We start from the raw sequence: 18,573 nt of genomic DNA, 5'->3' as shown, positions 1-18,573 counted from the left end.
CCGCTGGCATCATAAACCTGAATCACGCTTTGAGCATGCCCCGTCTCGCCCATCACACATAGATACCACTTGCCCGGCGCCACGCCGGAGATAGTGCAGGCAGCCTCAACCCAAGCAAGGACCTGCACATGGCGACGAAATCGAAGCACCCTGCACACTACAATTTGATCGCGCGCCAACTGCCCGCCTGGATGAAGACAGCATCCACGACTACCCTCGACCAACTGCGCACGGCACTGCGCGACGCGCCAGCGATGCTAGGCGCGGCCTGCCGGCAACACCCCGAGGTGGCGGCGGCATTGGCCCGCGAGCATGAGCGCTACCGCGCCAGCACCCAGGCGGCACGCACGCTGTTCGCCAACCTGCCCGACTTGGACGCGTTCGCCACACAGCAACTGAGCGCGGCCATCAAGCAGCGGTTCGACCTGCAACTCGACGTGAACACCACGTACCTGTTCGACGCCGTCGGTTATGCCCGGCAACGCCAGCTGGGCGCGGCAGAGCCGAGCAAATTCAGCCGATCGCTGAAGCACCATGCGCTACAAAACTTCGAGCGCAGCGCTACCGAAGCGGGTGGGATGGACGTGCAGACGCCACACATGCGGTCGGTGATTCTCGACGCCCATGGCTATGGGAACGGTCCTCCGTTCGACAACTTCATAGCCATAGACCCTACCGATTTTGCCGCACTGAGCCGGAAACTCGATATCGGCGGCCAGTACCAGGCATTGATCGACAACATCTATTACCCCTCGTCAGAAACACCACCGGGCCTCGAAGCGGCCTGGCCAGATCGCTTTGCCATCCAGGCCCCAGTGCTGGAGACCCTGGGTCAGGTGGAACTGTCGGCCTTCAGACAGAGCCTGCACTGCGCCTTTCTACTGGGGCAGATCGGCAAAGCCGCCTATGACGCCATTCAGGCCACCGCGCTGGAAACCGTGGAGCGGCTTTCGTCACCCGTCGCCAGGTTCAGCTTCCTGACACTGTGGCAGATCGAGCTGACCGGGCTGGTACTCATCCAGTTCCAGTCGCTCCCGTGTGTCGTGCTGTACAGCCCCCGGGCCGCCGAGCCGTCGTTGCAGGAATACCCGTCACTCGAAGCACTCAACACCCACCTGCGCGACGCCGCGCATAAAGACCTCACCGTCATCACCCGGCACGTGCCCGACGCGCACAAGACACTCCTGCTAGGCAAGCTCCAGGATCGTCTGACACCCCTGACCTTCACCCTGAAAAACACCTACGAACGGGTACCCGATCCAGAGGCACAACTGCCTTTGAAAACCCGAGCGTTCGAACGGCCATTGCGTGCCGAAGTGCTCTATCAGAACTTCACCAGGCTGCGCGACGATGCCAGGTTCCATGCTGTCCCGACCTTGGCCATGGACGCCAAGTCCCGGCATGAACGCCTGGCCTACTTCGAGTCGATCGCCCTTGCCGCGCTGAACATCGTGGGCTTTGCTGTGCCCGAGGTCGGCAGCCTGCTGCTGGCGGCGACCATCCTGCACCTGGGCAACGAAGTCTATGAAGGTATCGAAAGCTGGGCCAACGATGACCGGGAGCAGGCGTTCGCCTATCTGCTGGATGTCGCGGAAAACGTCGCGCTCATCGTGGCCAGCACCGCGGCGGGACAGGCCATCAAGGCCGAGCTGGGCGTTGCGCGCGAGGCCGCCGCGCCCGAGCCACAGCAGCCTGTGCCTGCGCCCGCGACCATCGAGACGCCGTCGTTCATCGAAGAGTTGCTGGAAGTCGAACTACCCGATGGCAGCACCCGCCTGTGGAACCCCGACCTGACGCCCTTCGAGCAGCCGTCCGGGCCGCCGTCATCGGTCGATGCCGATGAACTGGGGCTATACCGCCAGGAGGGCAAGATCTGGCTACAGCTTGAAGGCAAGACCTATTCACTCAGGCAGGCCCCGGAAACCGGAACCTACAGGATCGAACATCCCAGCCGACCAAGCGCTTATGCCCCCACGCTACGCCATAACGGCAACGGGGCCTGGCTGCACCCACTGGACCGCCCCCGGGAGTGGCAAACCCTGCAACTGTTCCGCCGCCTGGGATATCGCGCGGCGCCGTTCGATGATCAGGATGCCATACGGATTCTTGACGTCAGTGGCACCGACGACACCGCCCTGCGTCAGGTCGTGAGTGACAGCCACCCGCTCCCAGCCTCGCTCGCCGATACCCTGGAACGTTTCCGACTGGACCGCGCGGCAGCGGACCTCTCAAGCGATACGCCCTCCTCCCTGCGCCAGTCGACATTCACCGCGCGTTACCGCCAGTTGCCGGTAACCCAGGCGCCAGGCGCTGCCGTACTGCGGCAGGTGTACAAGGATCTGCCCAACGCCTTTGTCGACGAGCTGCTTCGTCACGCCACAACCAGCGAAGTGAACGCCCTGAGCACGGGGAAAATCCCCAGGCGCATCGCTGAGGAGATCCGCCTCATACAGCAACAAGTCCGTCTCATGCGCGCCTACGAGGGCTTGTATCTGCAATCGGTCGACAACCCTGACACCGATCGCCTGATCCTGCACTCTCTCTCACGCTTGCCGGGCTGGTCCGACGCCACGGCCATCGAGCTGCGTCGCGGCACGCTGCCGGCCAACCGTGTCGACGCCATCGGCGCCCAGGGCACTCCTGCCAGGATCATCACCCGTACCCCACAGGGCTACCGTTTGACGGCCGAAGCCGCCTACTTGCCGGACACTACCCACAACACCTTGCCGGAGGCCGTGTTCGCCGCCCTCCCCGAAACACAGCGCCAGGCACTGGCGCCCAGCGGAATCAGCGACGGTCACACCCTGGCCGCACGTATCAAGCAAGCGCCCCTGCTACCGCGCTGGGCCCTGCGCAAGGCCCTGAAGATGCAACGTCCTGGCCCGCGCTCGCCCATGCGCCTGGCCGATGGCCGCCTGGGCTATCGCCTGAGCGGGGCCGGCAAGCTCCCTGAGACGCCAAACAGGAGCGCCCTGTTGGCGCAGCTCGACGACATGGTGTTGCCTGTATCGTCGGAGCGGATCCTGGCCGCGCTGGAAAACGCCGAACGCTCAGCCGAGCAGATCCAGTCACGCATCGAGCAACTACTCGCCGAGCGTCAGGAATTGCGCCAAAGCCTGGATGCGGCGTTCTCCGGTCCCGGCCAGATACCAGGATTGGGCGCGCGGACCGCCAACCGGCAAGAAATCGAAATGGCGCTCTGGCAGCACTGGATTCACAGCGCGGTACCGGAGCTTGGCGAAGCAGCGGGCACGCTGCGGCTCTCCAGGATGTTCATCGCCGAATTCCCCCGGCGGCTACCAGACTTTATCGCTGATCGGGTCGACCGCCTGCAACTGCACAACCTCTCGCTCGACTACGCAACCAACGGCACCCTGAGCTGGACACAGTACGAAGCGCAACTGAACAATCTGTTCCAGCACTTCCCCTCGCTGTCGGCCCTGGAGATAGAGCGCGACTATGATGCACTCGCCGCGACATCGGAACTGGCCAACAGCCTGCCACTGATCGTCAGCCGCTTCCCACGCCTCAGCGAACTGAGGCTGGTCAACCAGAACCTCACGCTGTATCCCCTGGACCTGGAACGCTTCGCTACCCGCGAACACCTGCGCCACCTTGACCTCAGCGGGAATAGACTCGCCCCGCTCGCCACGTTCCGCCTCCCCGACCTGTACCTTAACCACCTTGGCCTGGACCGCATGGGCCTCGATCAATGGCCAGCCTGGCTGGACGAGCCGGCACTGTTGCGAATCGGCACCTTGTCGTTGCGTGACAACCACCTGGTCCGAGTCCCCGACGCGTTGACGGCCAACGTCGAGGCGACCGCCGAACGCACCTTGGTTTACCTCGATGGCAACGCGCTGCGCCCGCCCCAACTCCTGGACCTGTACCGCAGTCAAAACCGACCGCTACACCGGTTTGACTTCAGCCTCGGGACCGCGCGCATCATCGAGGAGTACCAGGGCCTGAACGATGCCCTCGAGCCGTGGACCAGCCCAGCCGAGCCGTTGAACGAGCAGGCGGTCCGCGCCAGAGCGGCCATTGCCCAGTCGATACTGGTGTTCTGGGAGCGCCGGGTCCGCGATGACACACTGTCGCCCTGGCGGCTGGAAACGTTCCGCCAGGAGGACTTCCCACCCTCATTGCCTGCGTTCTTCGCGCCTTATGTCGACATCGCCAGGCTGGAGCGCGTGCAACTGACAACAGTGCAACTCGATCAGTGGCTGCGACGTTTCCCGCATCTCACCCACCTGGTCCTCGAGGGCCATATCCACCCCTTGCTGAGCCTTCCCGAGGCCCTGACCCACCTGCAATCGCTCAATCGACTCAGCCTGGTGGACCAGGGATTGGAAATCGATAACCAGGCGATGAGCCTGATTGCACGCATCCCCGCGCTACGGGAGCTGGACCTCTCCGGCAACTCGCTGAGCGCGCAGTTGCGCACGCTCAGCGCGCCGCCCACCCGCCTCGACCGCCTGGTCCTGCGCAACCTGGGGCTGGAGCGCTGGCCAGACTGGCTATTCAACCTGATGCCAAGGTTCACCCTGGACCTGCGGGAGAACCGCTTGAGCACACTGCCAAGGGCAGTACTGGACAACCCTCGCAGCGTCCATGGCAGTACCGCGCTGCTGCTGACCGACAACCCCCTGTCCAGCGAAACGATGCGCACCGCGCACCTGTCGCAGCGTTACGACCGCAGCTTCACCTTCGACATGGACCTACCCTTGGATATCCTCATGGCCTCGCCGCAGGGCACCGAAGCAGGCAGTGCCTTTGGCAGCTCGGTCGGCAGCCTGGGCAGCACAACCAGCAGTGGCAGTGCCCACAGCCATGGCTACGCGCCCTGGACGGCATTGCTCGAGCTGGACAGCAAACCCTGGCTCGAAGGCAGCGCTGGTTTGCGCCAAACACGCAGCGCCCAGTGGCAACAACTGCGCGAAGGCGCGCAGGCGCAGAACCTGCTGCAGCTGGTGGCCCAGCTCACGACTTCGGTGCCTTATCGCAATACCGACTCCCGGCCCGCCTTCATCGAGCGGGTCTGGCGCGTATTGGCGATGGCCGCGAACCATCCGGCAGAGCGTGAGCTGTTCGATGCCATCGCCGAGGACGCGATTGCCGAAGGCACCTGCCCGGACGGCATGCTCCTGCAATTCCAGCAGATCGAGCAGAAACACCTGGTTGCCCAGGCGCTGCTGCAGACTTCAGGCGAGAGCCGGGAATCCGCTTTGTATCGCCTGCTACGCCGCTTGTTCCGCCAGCAGCGACTCGATGAGATCGCCAGCGCCAGGTCGTCGCACCAGGATGCCGCTGAAGTTCGCCTGGCCTATCGGCGCCTGCTGGCCGATCGCCTCGACCTGCTGAGCCCGGCGGATGAAATGATGTTCGGTGCCGACGTGAGCTCGACGGACGCCACCGACGCGGCGTTGCGCATCTGGGAGGCCGAGGATGGGGAGGACTTCATCGAATTTGCCGGTCATACACCGTTCTGGTCCGACTATCTACGAGAGGCCTATGCCGATGCCTTCGCCCAGATCGAGAGCAAGTTCCAGCACGCGGTCAACAACCTGCAGTACGACCAGCCCCAGGCCAGCCTGGATGAATTGGAGGCACCCACCCGAGCACTGCAGGCCCAGCGCGACAAGCAGATCGAAAACCTGATTGCCGAACTGACCTTCCGCATTCGCGCCGATCACCGCTAGTTGACCTTGGATCTGGCACGCCTGCAAACCGTGGGAGCCAGCCTTGCTGGCTGCCACGAAGGATCGCTCCAGGTGCTGGGGCTAGCGCCCGTAACGCTCACGCCCCCATTGCAAGGTAGCTTCCAACAGGCGGCGCAAGACCGACTGGGTGGGCTGTGCCAGTTGCTCGCGATAGGTGAAAGGCTCCACTTCATCCATGTAGGTACTCTGCGCCAGCTCCAGTTGCACCGCATGGATGTCGTTCGCCGGATCGCCGTAATGCCGGGTGATATGCCCGCCCTTGAAGCGGCCATTGAGCACATGGCTGTAGCCCTGCGCCTCAGCGCATACGCCCTGCAGCCGTTGAGCCAGCTCCGGGTCGCAACTTGCACCGTTGAAGGTGCCAAGGTTGAAGTCCGGCAACTTGCCGTCGAACAGGTGCGGGATCAGCGAGCGGATCGAGTGGGCATCCCACAACAGGGCGTAGCCGAAGTGCTCGCGCAGACGCTCCAGCTCGTTGCGGATGGTGTCGTGGTAAGGACGCCAGATTTGCTCCAGGTACTGTTTGCGCTGCTCGCCAGTCGGTTCCAGCCCGTCCTTGAACAGCGGCTCGCCCTCGAACAGCGTGGCCGGGTACAGACCGGTAGTGGCACCGGCATACAGTGGCTTGTCGTCATCCGGCCGGTTCAGGTCGATGACGAAACGCGAATACTCCGCCGCCACCACGCTGGCGCCCCGGTCGCGGGCGAAGTCGTACAGGCGCGGGATGTGCCAGTCGGTGTCCGGCAGGCTGCGCGCCTGGTCCACCAGCCCGTCGCGCACCGCGTCGGTCAGGCCCAGCCCGGCATGGGGCATGCTGATCAGCAGTGGCAGGCGGCCCTGGTGGAAACTCAATACCTTGTCCATATGCCCTCGCTCAGTTGGATATCTCATGGCCCAGGCGCACCACGCGCTTGGGCAGGTCGCCGCCGAGCCAGTAGCTGAGGTCGGCGGGGCGTTCGATCTGCCAGGCTATGAAGTCCGCGACCTTGCCCTCTTCCAGCGAGCCATGGCTATCGCCCAGGCCCAGCGCCGTGGCGGCATGCACGGTGACGCCGGCCAGGGTTTCTTCCGGGGTCATGCGGAACATCGTGCAGCCCATGTTCAGCATCAGGCGCAGCGACAGCCCAGGCGAAGTGCCGGGGTTGAGGTCGCTGGCCAGGGCGATCTTCACCCCATGCCGGCGCAAGGCATCCATCGGCGGCAGCTGGGTTTCGCGCAGGAAGTAGAACGCCCCCGGCAGTAGCACGGCGACCGTGCCAGCCTCGGCCATTGCAACGGCGTCCTCTTCGGTCATGAATTCCAGGTGATCAGCCGACAGCGCCTGGTAGCGGGCTGCCAGGCTCGAGCCATGCAGCGACGACAGCTGTTCGGCATGCAGCTTGACCGGCAGGCCCAGCTCACGCGCCTTGATGAACAGGCGCTCGACCTGGGCCGGGGAGAACGCCAGGTGTTCGCAGAAGGCATCCACTGCATCCACCAGGCCTTCGGCGACCAACGCCGGGAGCATGACGTCGCAGATATGGGCGATGTAGTCGTCTGCCCGCCCCGCATATTCCGGCGGCAGGGCATGGGCCGCCAGGCAGGTGCTGCGCACGGTCACGGGGAGTTCCTCGCCCAGGCGCCGGGCGACACGCAACATCTTGCGCTCGCTTTCGAGGTCCAGGCCGTAGCCGGACTTGATCTCGATCATGGTCACGCCGTCGCGCATCAGCGCCTGGACGCGCTGACGGGCACTGGCCAGCAGTTCGTCCTCGCTGGCGGCACGGGTAGCCCGCACGGTGCTGGCGATGCCGCCGCCCTGAGCCGCGATCTCGGCATAGCTGACGCCTTGCAGGCGCTGCTCGAACTCGCCGCTGCGGTTGCCGCCGAACACCGCGTGGGTGTGGCAGTCGATCAGCCCCGGGGTGACCCAGGCGCCGCCCAAGTCGACGATGCGATCAGCCGCCACTGGCGGCACCTCGTCACGCGGGCCGATCCATTCGATCAGGCCTGCGCTGGTGACGATCGCCGCGTCCTCGATGATCGAGTAGCGGCCCTCGGCCATGGTTGCCGCATGGCAGTGCTGCCAGAGGGTTCTCATCAGGATCTCCTTGTAAGACTCAACGGTGCAGCTCGGCAGGCTCGCGGACCGGCTCGCCGTCGCCTGCGCGCGGTTTGCACCACAGCAGGTAGGAAGCGACCAGGAACACGACCCAGATAACGCCGACGATCAACGCCGCCTGGGTATCCGGGAAGTAACCCAGCACACCGAAGATGAACAACATGAAAGCAATGGCCATCGCCGGACCATAAGGCCAGAACGGCACGGGGAACTTGAGCTGGGCGACTTGTTCGCGGCTCATGCTGCGACGCATGGCCACCTGGGTGACCAGGATCATCAGCCACACCCACACGGTAGCGAAGGTGGCGATCGACGCGATCAGCAGGAATACGTTCTCCGGGATCAGGTAGTTGAGCAGCACGCCGATCAGCAGCGCCGCGCCCATCACCACCACGGTCATCCACGGTACGCCGTGTTTCGACAGCTTGCCGAAGCCGCGCGGTGCCTGGCCGTGCTGGGACAGACCGTACATCATCCGGCCAGCGCCGAAAATGTCGCTATTGATCGCGGAAATGGCTGCTGAAATCACAACGATGTTAAGTACCGCCGCCGCCGAACCAATCCCCAGGTTGCTGAAGATCTGCACGAACGGGCTGCCCTGGCTGCCGATCTGCGGCCAGGGATACAGGCACATCAGCACGAACAGGGTGAGCACGTAGAACAGCAGGATGCGCAGCGGCACGGCGTTGATCGCCTTGGGGATCACCCGCTGCGGGTCTTTCGCCTCACCGGCGGTGACACCGATGATCTCGATGCCACCAAAGGCAAACATCACCACCGCGAACGAGGCGATCAGGCCGCTGACACCGTTGGGCATGAAGCCGCCGTGGTCGAACAAGTTGCTCACCCCGACCGCGTGCCCGCTGCCAACCTGGCTGAAACCGAAAGCCATGATGCCGAGGCCGGCGAGAATCATCGCGACGATGGCGCCGACCTTTAGCAGCGACAGCCAGAACTCCATCTCGCCGAACACCCGCACGTTGCACAGGTTCAGGCCGCCGATCAGGAACACGATGCCGAGTACCCAGATCCAGCGGGCGACCTCGGGGAACCAGAAGCCCATGTAGATGCCGAAAGCGGTAACGTCGGCGATGGCGACGATGACCATCTCGAAGGCGTAGGTCCAGCCGAGGATGAAGCCGGCCATGGGGCCGAGGTAGGTGCTGGCGTAGTGGCCGAAGGAACCGGACACCGGATTGTGCACGGCCATTTCGCCGAGGGCGCGCATGACCATGAATACCGCGGCGCCGCCGATCAGGTAGGCCAGCAGCACGGCCGGGCCGGCCATCTGGATGGCCGAGGCCGAACCGTAGAAAAGCCCGGTACCGATTGCCGAACCGAGCGCCATGAAGCGGATGTGCCGGGCCGATAGCCCGCGCTTGAGACCTTGAGCTTGTTGCATGTCACGTCCTTATTGTTGTTCTGGTCGTGAGTATGGGGGCCGTTCGCCAGCAAGCCGGCTCCTACAGATAACCCCGTAGGAGCCGGCTTGCCGGCGAATGCGGTATCACAGGCTAGGCAGGACCCCAGCCGGCAGCAGGCCGGTCAGCGTGCCTTTGGCCAGCAGCGACGAGGCTGCCTCGATATCCGGGGCGAAGAAGCGGTCGCGGTCATAGTGCGGCACTTCGCGACGCAGCGCCTGGCGCGCCTGCTCCAGCTTGGCGGAGGTCTTCAGGCCCTTGCGCAGGTCCAGGCCCTGGCAGGCGCCCAGCCATTCGATGGCCAGCACGCCGCGGGTGTTCTCGGCCATTTCCCACAGGCGCTTGCCGGCGGCCGGGGCCATCGATACGTGGTCTTCCTGGTTGGCCGAGGTCGGCAGGCTGTCGACGCTGTGCGGGTGCGACAGCGCCTTGTTCTCGCTGGCCAGCGCGGCAGCGGTGACCTGGGCGATCATGAAGCCGGAGTTGACCCCACCGTTCTCTACCAGGAATGGCGGCAGCTGGGACATGTGCTTGTCCATCATCAGCGAGATGCGGCGCTCGCTCAGCGAGCCGATCTCGGCGATGGCCAGGGCCAGGTTGTCGGCTGCCATGGCCACGGGTTCTGCGTGGAAGTTGCCACCAGAGATGACGTCGCCTTCGGCGGCGAACACCAGCGGGTTGTCCGACACCGCGTTGGCCTCGATGCCCAGCACTTCGGCGGCCTGGCGGATCTGGGTCAGGCAGGCGCCCATGACTTGCGGCTGGCAGCGCAGCGAGTACGGGTCCTGGACCTTGTCGCAGTTCTTGTGCGACAGCGACACTTCGCTGGAATCACCCAGCAGGTCGCGGAAGCAGGCGGCGGTGTCGATCTGGCCGCGCTGGCCACGCACGGCATGGATGCGCGCATCGAACGGCGAACGCGAGCCCAGCGCCGCCTCGACGCTCAGGCCGCCACAGGCGATGGCCGCGGCGTACAGGTCTTCGGCCTGGAACAGGCCACGCAGGGCATAGGCGGTGGAGGCCTGGGTGCCGTTGAGCAGGGCCAGGCCCTCCTTGGCGGCCAGGGTCAGCGGTTCCAGGCCAGCGACGGCCAGGGCTTCGGTGGCCGACAGCCACTGCCCCTTGTAGCGGGCCTTGCCTTCGCCCAGCAGCACCAGCGACATGTGCGCCAGCGGCGCGAGGTCGCCGGAGGCGCCGACCGAGCCCTTGAGCGGAATATGTGGATAGACTTGCGCGTTGACCAGGGCGATCAGCGCGTCGATGACCTTGCGGCGGATGCCGGAGAAACCACGGCTGAGGCTGTTGATCTTGAGCACCATGATCAGCCGCACCAGGTCGTCGTCCAGCGGCGCGCCGATACCGGCGGCGTGGGACAGCACCAGCGAACGCTGCAGGTTCTCCAGGTCATGGCTGGCGATGCGGGTCGAGGCCAGCAGGCCGAAACCGGTGTTGATGCCGTAGGCGGTACGGTCTTCGGCGATGATCTGCTCGACGCAGGCGACGCTGGCGTCGATGGCCGGCGCGGCGCTGGCGTCCAGTTGCAGGTGCACCGGGGCGGCGTGGATGGCACGCAGCTGGGCCAGGGTCAGGGTGCCGGGCTTGAGGGTCAATTCGGTCACTTCGCTACTCCAATCGCTTGGGGCCACGCGGGGCCCCTTCTTGTTGTTCAGTATCACCCTTGGCGGGTGCGATCCAAAGCGCGGCGGTCAGCCGGTGATCATCGGCAGGTCCAGGCCCTGCTCCTTGGCGCAGTCGATGGCGATCTGGTAGCCGGCATCGGCGTGGCGCATCACGCCGGTGCCTGGGTCGTTGGTCAATACGCGGGCGATGCGCTCGGCGGCTTCATCGGTACCGTCACAGACGATGACCATGCCCGAATGCTGGGAGAAGCCCATGCCCACGCCACCGCCGTGGTGCAGCGAAACCCAGGTGGCGCCGCCTGCGGTGTTGAGCAAGGCGTTGAGCAGCGGCCAGTCGGAGACCGCGTCGGAGCCGTCGCGCATGGATTCGGTTTCACGGTTGGGGCTGGATACCGAGCCCGAGTCCAGGTGGTCACGGCCGATGACGACCGGTGCCGACAGCTCGCCGCTGCGCACCATTTCGTTGAAGGCCAGGCCGAGCTTGGCGCGCAGGCCCAGGCCAACCCAGCAGATACGCGCCGGCAGGCCCTGGAAGCTGATGCGCTCGCGGGCCATGTCCAACCAGCGGTGCAGGTGGGCGTCGTCGGGGATCAGCTCCTTGACCTTGGCATCGGTCTTGTAGATGTCCTCGGCATCGCCGGACAGCGCGGCCCAGCGGAATGGGCCGACGCCGCGGCAGAACAGCGGGCGGATATAGGCCGGGACGAAGCCTGGGAAGTCGAACGCGTTGGCCACGCCTTCTTCCTTGGCCATCTGGCGGATGTTGTTGCCATAGTCGAAGGTCGGGATGCCCTGCTTCTGGAAGTCGAGCATGGCTTGTACATGTACGGCCATCGACTGCTTGGCGGCCTTGACCACGCCTGCCGGGTCGGTCACAGCACGGTCGCGGTACTGCTCCCAGGTCCAGCCGGCCGGCAGGTAGCCGTTGAGCGGGTCGTGGGCGCTGGTCTGGTCGGTGACCATGTCCGGGCGCACGCCACGCTTGACCAGCTCAGGCAGAATCTCGGCGGCGTTGCCGTGCAGGGCGATGGAGATGGCCTTGCCTTCGGCGGTGTATTTGGCGATGCGCGCCAGGGCGTCGTCCAGGTCAGTGGCCTGCTCGTCGACGTAGCGGGTCTCGAGGCGGAAGTCGATGCGGCTCTGCTGGCACTCGATGTTCAGCGAGCAGGCGCCGGCAAGCGTTGCCGCCAGTGGCTGGGCGCCGCCCATGCCACCGAGCCCGGCAGTCAGTACCCACTTGCCCTTGAGGCTGCCGTTGTAGTGCTGGCGGCCGGCTTCGACGAAGGTTTCGTAGGTGCCCTGTACGATGCCCTGGCTGCCGATGTAGATCCAGCTGCCGGCGGTCATCTGGCCGTACATGGCCAAGCCCTTGGCATCCAGTTCGTTGAAGTGTTCCCAGTTGGCCCAGTGCGGCACCAGGTTGGAGTTGGCGATCAGCACACGCGGGGCGTTGCTGTGGGTCTTGAACACGCCGACCGGCTTGCCCGACTGCACCAGCAGGGTTTCGTCGTCTTCCAGGCGGGTCAGGGTTTCGACGATCTTGTCGTAGCACTCCCAGTTGCGCGCGGCGCGGCCGATGCCACCGTACACCACCAGCTCTTTCGGGTTTTCGGCGACCTGTGGGTCGAGGTTGTTCATCAGCATGCGCAGCGGCGCTTCGGTCAGCCAGCTCTTGGCGGTCAGCTTGTTGCCACGCGGGGCACGGATTTCTACGTCACGGTACTTGTTGTTGTCAGTCACGGGGATGTCCTCTGCGGTCATGCGACGGCGTGTGTTTGTGTCGTGGTGCTATACAAACACACCTTTACTTGTATGTACAAGCATGGACAACCAAAATAATCAGACCGTTCCTCAGAAGATTTCAGAAAGCAGAAGGGGCCGCTGCGCGACCCCTATTCACAGAACTCCAATTCAGCGTGGCATCAGCTCGATCAGGCAGAACCGCCCCTGCACATCCAGCTCCAACAATCCTTCGTTACCTTCCAGGCGCAAGCAGTCATACCGGCCCAGCTGCTGGGTCTCCCGCCCCACCAGCCCGACTTCTACATGGCTGCTCGCCGCAAACAACAACACCGTCGAGGCCGAGCTGAACAGCCGGCTGGTGCCATCGAACCACTGCAACCGCGCCCGATACCGCTGCGGCGCATAGATCAGGTTGAAATCGCGAATCGCCCCGCCCAACAGCTTGCAGCTCACCTGGCTTTCGCCATTGAAGGCAAAGGCGTCGAACGGCAGCAACGGCCGGCTGGCCTGGCCATCGACCAGCAGGCGCATGCCATCGCCCTGCAACACGGTGATGATCCGCTGGTACCCGGCGAAGCTGGAAAAACCACCGGACTCCTCGATATCGGCGATCGACAGGCGCCAGCCGAAACCGTCCAGGCTATCGCCTGCGTCGCGGGTGATCTCTTCGGTGAAACCGCCACCGTTTTTCCAGGGCATGCGCGGATAATCCTGGGCACGCAACAGCTGCAACTGGGTCATTTGCTGAATCGTCCTTCCAGACGGTGACGGGAACCGGGGTGGATCAGGCGCGCAGCGGTGACCGGCTGGCGCCCCGACCAGGTACGACGGCGGATCAACAGACACGGCTCGCCTCGCTCGATCTGCAGCAGCTTGCATTCCTCAGGTTCGGCAAGGATCGCCTCGACCACGTGCTCGCCTTCAGTGAGTGGCGCCACCTGCGACAGGTAGGCGTAGGGCGTCTGCCGGGTGAAATCCTGCTTGAGGTAATCCGGAGCGATGGCAGCGTTGACGTAGCGGTCCTCGATCTGTACCGGCACGCCATTTTCGTAATGCACGATCAGCGAGTGGAAAACCCGCTGGCCTTCGCGCATGTCCAGGGCCAGGGCGCGCTCGGAGCCGGCGGCTTCCTCGGCGAGTTTGATCACCTGGCAGCTATGCTGGTGGCCACGTCCGGCGATCTCGTCGGCGATGTTGTTGACCTCGAACAGCGCCGAGCGGCTCTTGGGTTCGGCGACGAAGGTGCCGACGCCCTGCATGCGCACCAGCAAGCCTTCGGCGGTGAGTTCGCGCAGGGCGCGGTTGATGGTCATGCGGCTGAAGCCAAGCTCGCTGACCAGCTCGCTTTCCGATGGCACCCGGTGATGGGGCGGCCAGCTGCCGCTCTCGATCTGCTGGATGATCATCTGTTTCACCCGGGCGTAGAGCGGCGCCGGCCCTTCGCCCATCTGGGCAACCAGCGCGGAGACAGGAAGTGTCGGCACGGCGTTTAATCCTTGTGCGGTTGGAGTGAACGGTAGCTTGCCGGAGTTTACCCGGCAGGCAAACGGCTGTATATGTATATACAAGTTAACAATAACAGGATTTCACCGATGCCCGCCTACTTCGCCGAACGCGCCCTGCTCCCTTCGGGCTGGGCCCGCAATGTCCGCCTGGAGGTCAGCGCCAATGGCCGACTGGCCGCAGTCATGGCCGATGCCGATGCCGCTGGCGCCGAGCGCCTGGCCGGCCCGCTGCTGCCAGGCATGCCCAACCTGCACTCGCATGCGTTCCAGCGGGCCATGGCGGGATTGGCGGAAGTGGCCGGCAACCCCAACGACAGCTTCTGGACCTGGCGCGACCTGATGTACCGCCTGGTCGGCCGGATCACCCCCGAGCAGTTGCAGGTGATCGCCCGCCAGCTGTACATCGAGATGCTCAAGGCCGGCTACACCTCGGTGGCCGAGTTCCACTATGTGCACCACGATCAGGGCGGCCAGGCCTACGCCGACCCCGCCGAGCTGTCACGGCGCATCAGCGCCGCCGCCGCCGCCAGCGGCATCGGCCTGACCCTGCTGCCGGTGCTCTACAGCCATTCGGGCTTTGGCGGCCAGGCGCCCAACGACGGGCAACGCCGCTTCATCAACAGCACCGAGCAGTACCTGCGCCTACAGCAGCAGTTGCAACCGCTGCTGGCACACCAGCCGGCGCAACGGCTGGGCTTGTGCTTCCACTCCCTGCGCGCGGTCACCCCCGGACAGATCGCCGACGTGCTGGGCGCCAGCGACAAGGCCTGCCCGATCCATATCCATATCGCCGAACAGCAGAAGGAAGTCGACGATTGCCTGGCCTGGAGTGGCCGCCGTCCGCTGCAATGGCTGTACGAGCATGTCGATGTAGATCAGCGCTGGTGCCTGGTCCATGCCACCCACGCCGAAGCCGATGAGGTCAGCGCCATGGCCCGCAGTGGCGCCGTGGCCGGGCTATGCCTGACCACCGAAGCCAACCTTGGCGACGGTATCTTCCCGGCGGTGGATTACCTGGCTCAGGGCGGGCGCATGGGGATTGGCTCGGACAGCCATGTGTCATTGAGCGTGGTCGAGGAACTGCGCTGGCTGGAATACGGTCAGCGCCTGCGCGACCAACGACGTAACCGGCTATATCGGATCGATCAGCCGATGGTCGGACGAACCTTGTATGACGCGGCCCTGCGCGGCGGCGCCCAGGCCCTGGGCCAGCCGATCGGTGAACTGGCGGTCGGCCAGCGCGCGGACTGGCTGGTGCTGGACGGGCAGGATCCCTACCTGGCCGTGGCCGACGGCGATGCGATCCTGAACCGTTGGCTGTTCGCCGGTAGCGATCGCCAGGTGCGCGATGTGATGGTCAATGGACAGTGGGTGGTGCGCCAGGGGCGGCATGGGCAGGAAGAGGAAAGCGCGGTGGCGTTTGTCGAGGTATTGCGCCAGCTCCTAGCCTGAACGCGGCCCCTGCAGGAGCGGCCTTGCGCCGCGAAAGGGCCGCATAGCGGCCCCGGCGATATGTGCAAATGCTGAAATCCGGGGGGCGCTTCGCACCCCTTTCGCGGCGCAAGGCCGCTCCTACAGGTATCGCGCCGGCCTGAAGCTCAATGCCGAACCACGATCTGCTTGTCGGGCGCGCGCCAGATCAGTCGATTGGTGTCATAGCCCTGCTGCCGCGCCTTGGCCAGCAGGTTCTCGCGCTCCCACGCCGGCAACGACGGCGTGCGCGAAAGAATCCACAGGTACTTGCGGTCCGGGCTGCCGACGATGGCCGTGCGATAGCGTTCGTCGACGAACAGGATCCAGTAGTCGCCCTTGGCCACTCCCGGCACCAGGCGGGTGAACCAATTGTCGAACTCCACCCACAGCTTGTCGGTATGCCCAGGTTCCTGCACCGACGCGTGCCCTTCGGCGCGCAACCACTCGTCACCCAGGGTGCGGCAGCGATTGAGCACACCGACCGTGCCGTCGGGCTTGAGGTTGTAGTGGGCCTCGGACTGGGCGCAGCCGTCCTGGTACTTCATCGGCAGGCGCGCCAGCTCGAACCACTTGCCTTGGTAACGCTTGAGGTCGACCGCACCTGCGGTCTTCGGCGCCAGCGGGTCGGTGGCCGAAGTGGCGCAGCCACCGAGCAGCATCACCAGGCACACGCCCAGCAGCAGGTGCAGACGCCTCATTTGAGACCCTGCCCGGAATACATCAGCACCTTGTCCGCGGCATATTGCACGCTGATGAAGCTCTTCTCGTCACCCCAGGTGCAACTGCTCATGCCCAGGGCGCCGGAGCACTCCTTCGGCGTGCCGAGCAGTTGCTCGACTTCGGCCTTGTTCATGCCGGCCTTGAGCTTGGAATAGTTTTCCTGGTTGATCTTGCTGCAAGCGGTCAGGACGACGCACAAGGACAACAGGGCGAGAGAACGCAACGACATGAAGGGACACTCCTGGAGAGGGATACACAGGCGCGAGGACCTGCCAGGAGCTTAGAAGGAAAAAAGCCGTTTCGGTTCCCTGGCGCAGGTGCTTTCCCTGTACGCCATTGGTCGGGTGGCCCGCCAGCCAGGAACGTGCGGCGCTGGCGCGCCAGGCAGGCCGTGCAGGAGCGCATGCTCCTGCACGGCGGATCGGGCATCAGAACCGCGAACCGGGTTCCAGCAGGAAGTCCATCTCTTCACTGGTGCTCGGGCGATTCAGCACCAGGTTGCGGTGCGGGAAGCGCCCGAAGCGGGCGATCACCCGCTGGTGCTGCTCGGCATAGTCGAGGAAGCCTTCGAACAACCGACGGTTGGCCTCGGGCTGCTCGTCCAGCAAGGTCTGGTAACGCTCGACGCACAGGTTTTGCCAGTCCAGCACCTCGGCGTGCTCCAGCACCAGCAGCACGAACACCCGCTGGATCGGCAGCAGCTGGTAATCCCAGCCCTTCTGCAGGCCCTGCATGGCCACCACCTGCGCCCGCCGATCGCCCTCGAAGGCGCGCGGCGTGTCGCGGTGGATCATGCGCGGCAGCTGGTCGAGCAGGATCAGCAGGCCAAGCCAGCCCTGCGGGCTCTGCTGCCACTCGTCGAGCCCACCCGCCAGGGCTTGCTCGACCAGGTCGCCGAACAGCGCCTGGGCATCGGCGTCGTGATGCTTGCCGAACCACAGCGTGTTCTTCTCGTCAGCCACGGCCTGGGCACTTTTGCCCCAACCGAACCACCACTCCAGCAACGGCTGCCAAGGTGCGAGCATGACTTACTCCTTGTGGTAGGCGGTGACGCGCTCGACCTCTTCCTTCGAGCCGAGGATCACCGACACGCGCTGGTGCAGGCTCTCCGGCTTGATGTCGAGGATCCGCTCGTAACCGTTGGTGGAAGCGCCGCCGGCCTGCTCGATGATGAACGACATCGGGTTGGCCTCGTACATCAGGCGCAGCTTGCCCGGTTTGCTCGGCTCGCGAGCATCGCGTGGGTACATGAACAGGCCGCCACGGGTCAGGATGCGGTGCACGTCGGCCACCATCGAGGCGATCCAGCGCATGTTGTAGTTCTTCTTCAGCGGCCCGGTCTCACCGGCCAGCAGTTCGCCCACGTAGCGCTGTACCGGAGCTTCCCAGTGGCGCTGGTTGGACATGTTGATGGCGAACTCGGCGGTGGTGGCCGGTACCTGGATGTTTTCATGGGTCAGGACGAAGCTGCCCAGCTCGCGGTCCAGGGTGAAGCCCTTGACGCCGTTGCCCAGGGTCAGGATCAGCATGGTTTGCGGGCCGTAGATGGCATAGCCGGCGGCGACCTGCTCGGTGCCGGGCTGCAGGAAGGCTTTTTCGTTCAGGGTTTCGTTCTGGCTCAGGTACTCGTTAGGGCAACGCAGAACCGAGAAGATGGTGCCGACCGAGACGTTCACGTCGATGTTCGACGAACCATCCAGCGGGTCGAAGACCAGCAGGTAGGCACCCTTGGGGTACTTGCCCGGGATCTGGTAGGCGTTGTCCATTTCCTCGGACGCCATGCCGGCCAGGTGGCCGCCCCACTCGTTGGCCTCGAGCAGGATGTCGTTGGAGATCACGTCGAGCTTCTTCTGCACTTCACCCTGGACGTTCTCGGTGCCCATGCTGCCCAGCACGCCGCCGAGGGCGCCTTTGGACACGTGGTGGCTGATTTCCTTGCACGCGCGCGCCACCACCTCGATCAGGAAGCGCAGATCGGCAGGGGTATTGTTGCTGCGGGTCTGCTCAATCAGATAGCGACTCAGGGTAACGCGGGACATGTGTGGCTCCGAAAGGGATAGGAAAAAACCCCCGCAGTTTACAGGGAGAGTTGCGGGCTAGCGAGCAAAGAGACTCGACTTACGGGCTTGAGTTCAGCCAGCGCCCGGCCGATGGTCGGTTCTCCCATACGCTTCGCGGACTTTGTAGGAGCGGCCTTGTGTCGCGAAAGGGGTGCGAAGCGCCCCCATGATTTGCGCATCAAGCACATAT

Annotated in this window: 13 protein-coding genes; 2 read left to right on the top strand and 11 right to left on the bottom strand. The window is 64.7% G+C overall.

Going from position 1 to position 18,573, the window contains the following annotated elements; genetic code table 11:
- Window positions 1-128: 128 nt before the first annotated feature.
- A complete protein-coding gene (locus E3U47_RS10665; protein WP_134691404.1) occupies window positions 129-5,699 on the top strand; it encodes an NEL-type E3 ubiquitin ligase domain-containing protein in 5,571 nt (1,856 codons plus the stop codon).
- A gap of 81 nt (window positions 5,700-5,780) precedes the next feature.
- Here the strand turns inward: E3U47_RS10665 and hutG are convergent, their stop codons facing one another.
- The 7 genes from hutG to hutC all read right to left on the bottom strand — a co-directional run bounded on the left by hutG (window position 5,781) and on the right by hutC (window position 14,073).
- Window positions 5,781-6,584 carry an N-formylglutamate deformylase gene (gene hutG, locus E3U47_RS10660; protein WP_134691403.1) on the bottom strand — a complete coding sequence of 268 codons (804 nt, stop codon included), beginning with the start codon at window positions 6,582-6,584 and terminating at the stop codon, window positions 5,781-5,783.
- 10 nt (window positions 6,585-6,594) lie between these two features.
- Window positions 6,595-7,800 (bottom strand): imidazolonepropionase, encoded by a 1,206-nt coding sequence (hutI, locus tag E3U47_RS10655; RefSeq protein ID WP_134691402.1) that lies wholly within the window; start codon window positions 7,798-7,800, stop codon window positions 6,595-6,597.
- A 19-nt stretch (window positions 7,801-7,819) separates the two neighbouring features.
- Window positions 7,820-9,223, bottom strand: coding sequence for an amino acid permease (locus tag E3U47_RS10650; protein ID WP_134691401.1), 1,404 nt, complete (start codon window positions 9,221-9,223; stop codon window positions 7,820-7,822).
- 105 nt (window positions 9,224-9,328) lie between these two features.
- Window positions 9,329-10,861, bottom strand: a complete 1,533-nt coding sequence (gene hutH / locus E3U47_RS10645; protein ID WP_134691400.1) for a histidine ammonia-lyase — start codon at window positions 10,859-10,861, stop codon at window positions 9,329-9,331.
- An 87-nt stretch (window positions 10,862-10,948) separates the two neighbouring features.
- Complete coding sequence (gene hutU / locus E3U47_RS10640) at window positions 10,949-12,643, bottom strand: urocanate hydratase (RefSeq protein ID WP_372239499.1); 1,695 nt, start codon at window positions 12,641-12,643, stop codon at window positions 10,949-10,951.
- Window positions 12,644-12,793: 150 nt separating this feature from the next.
- The gene (locus E3U47_RS10635; RefSeq protein ID WP_134691398.1) at window positions 12,794-13,366 is read right to left on the bottom strand and encodes a HutD family protein; all 573 of its coding nucleotides are present in this window, start codon (window positions 13,364-13,366) and stop codon (window positions 12,794-12,796) included.
- A complete protein-coding gene (hutC, locus tag E3U47_RS10630) occupies window positions 13,363-14,073 on the bottom strand; it encodes a histidine utilization repressor (RefSeq protein ID WP_167659468.1) in 711 nt (236 codons plus the stop codon). Before hutC ends, E3U47_RS10635 begins: the two co-directional genes overlap by 4 nt.
- A gap of 144 nt (window positions 14,074-14,217) precedes the next feature.
- Here hutC and E3U47_RS10625 point away from each other — a divergent pair, with 144 nt between their 5' ends.
- Window positions 14,218-15,582, top strand: a complete 1,365-nt coding sequence (locus tag E3U47_RS10625; RefSeq protein WP_134691397.1) for a formimidoylglutamate deiminase — start codon at window positions 14,218-14,220, stop codon at window positions 15,580-15,582.
- 146 nt (window positions 15,583-15,728) lie between these two features.
- Here the strand turns inward: E3U47_RS10625 and E3U47_RS10620 are convergent, their stop codons facing one another.
- The 4 genes from E3U47_RS10620 to E3U47_RS10605 form a co-directional block, all read right to left on the bottom strand.
- Entirely contained in the window at window positions 15,729-16,301 is a 573-nt protein-coding gene (locus E3U47_RS10620; protein WP_134691396.1) for a lipocalin family protein, read from the bottom strand.
- On the bottom strand, window positions 16,298-16,552 hold the full coding sequence (bamE, locus tag E3U47_RS10615; protein WP_011536093.1) for an outer membrane protein assembly factor BamE: 255 nt from the start codon (window positions 16,550-16,552) through the stop codon (window positions 16,298-16,300). Before bamE ends, E3U47_RS10620 begins: the two co-directional genes overlap by 4 nt.
- Before the next feature lie 199 nt (window positions 16,553-16,751).
- Complete coding sequence (locus E3U47_RS10610; protein WP_134691395.1) at window positions 16,752-17,348, bottom strand: DUF924 family protein; 597 nt, start codon at window positions 17,346-17,348, stop codon at window positions 16,752-16,754.
- Window positions 17,349-17,351: 3 nt separating this feature from the next.
- Window positions 17,352-18,362, bottom strand: coding sequence for a class 1 fructose-bisphosphatase (locus tag E3U47_RS10605; protein ID WP_134691394.1), 1,011 nt, complete (start codon window positions 18,360-18,362; stop codon window positions 17,352-17,354).
- Between the last annotated feature and the right edge of the window lie 211 nt (window positions 18,363-18,573).

It is taken from the genome of Pseudomonas sp. RIT623 (assembly GCF_004519305.1).
Lineage (GTDB): Bacteria > Pseudomonadota > Gammaproteobacteria > Pseudomonadales > Pseudomonadaceae > Aquipseudomonas.
This window is presented reverse-complemented; position numbering and strand designations above follow the sequence as displayed.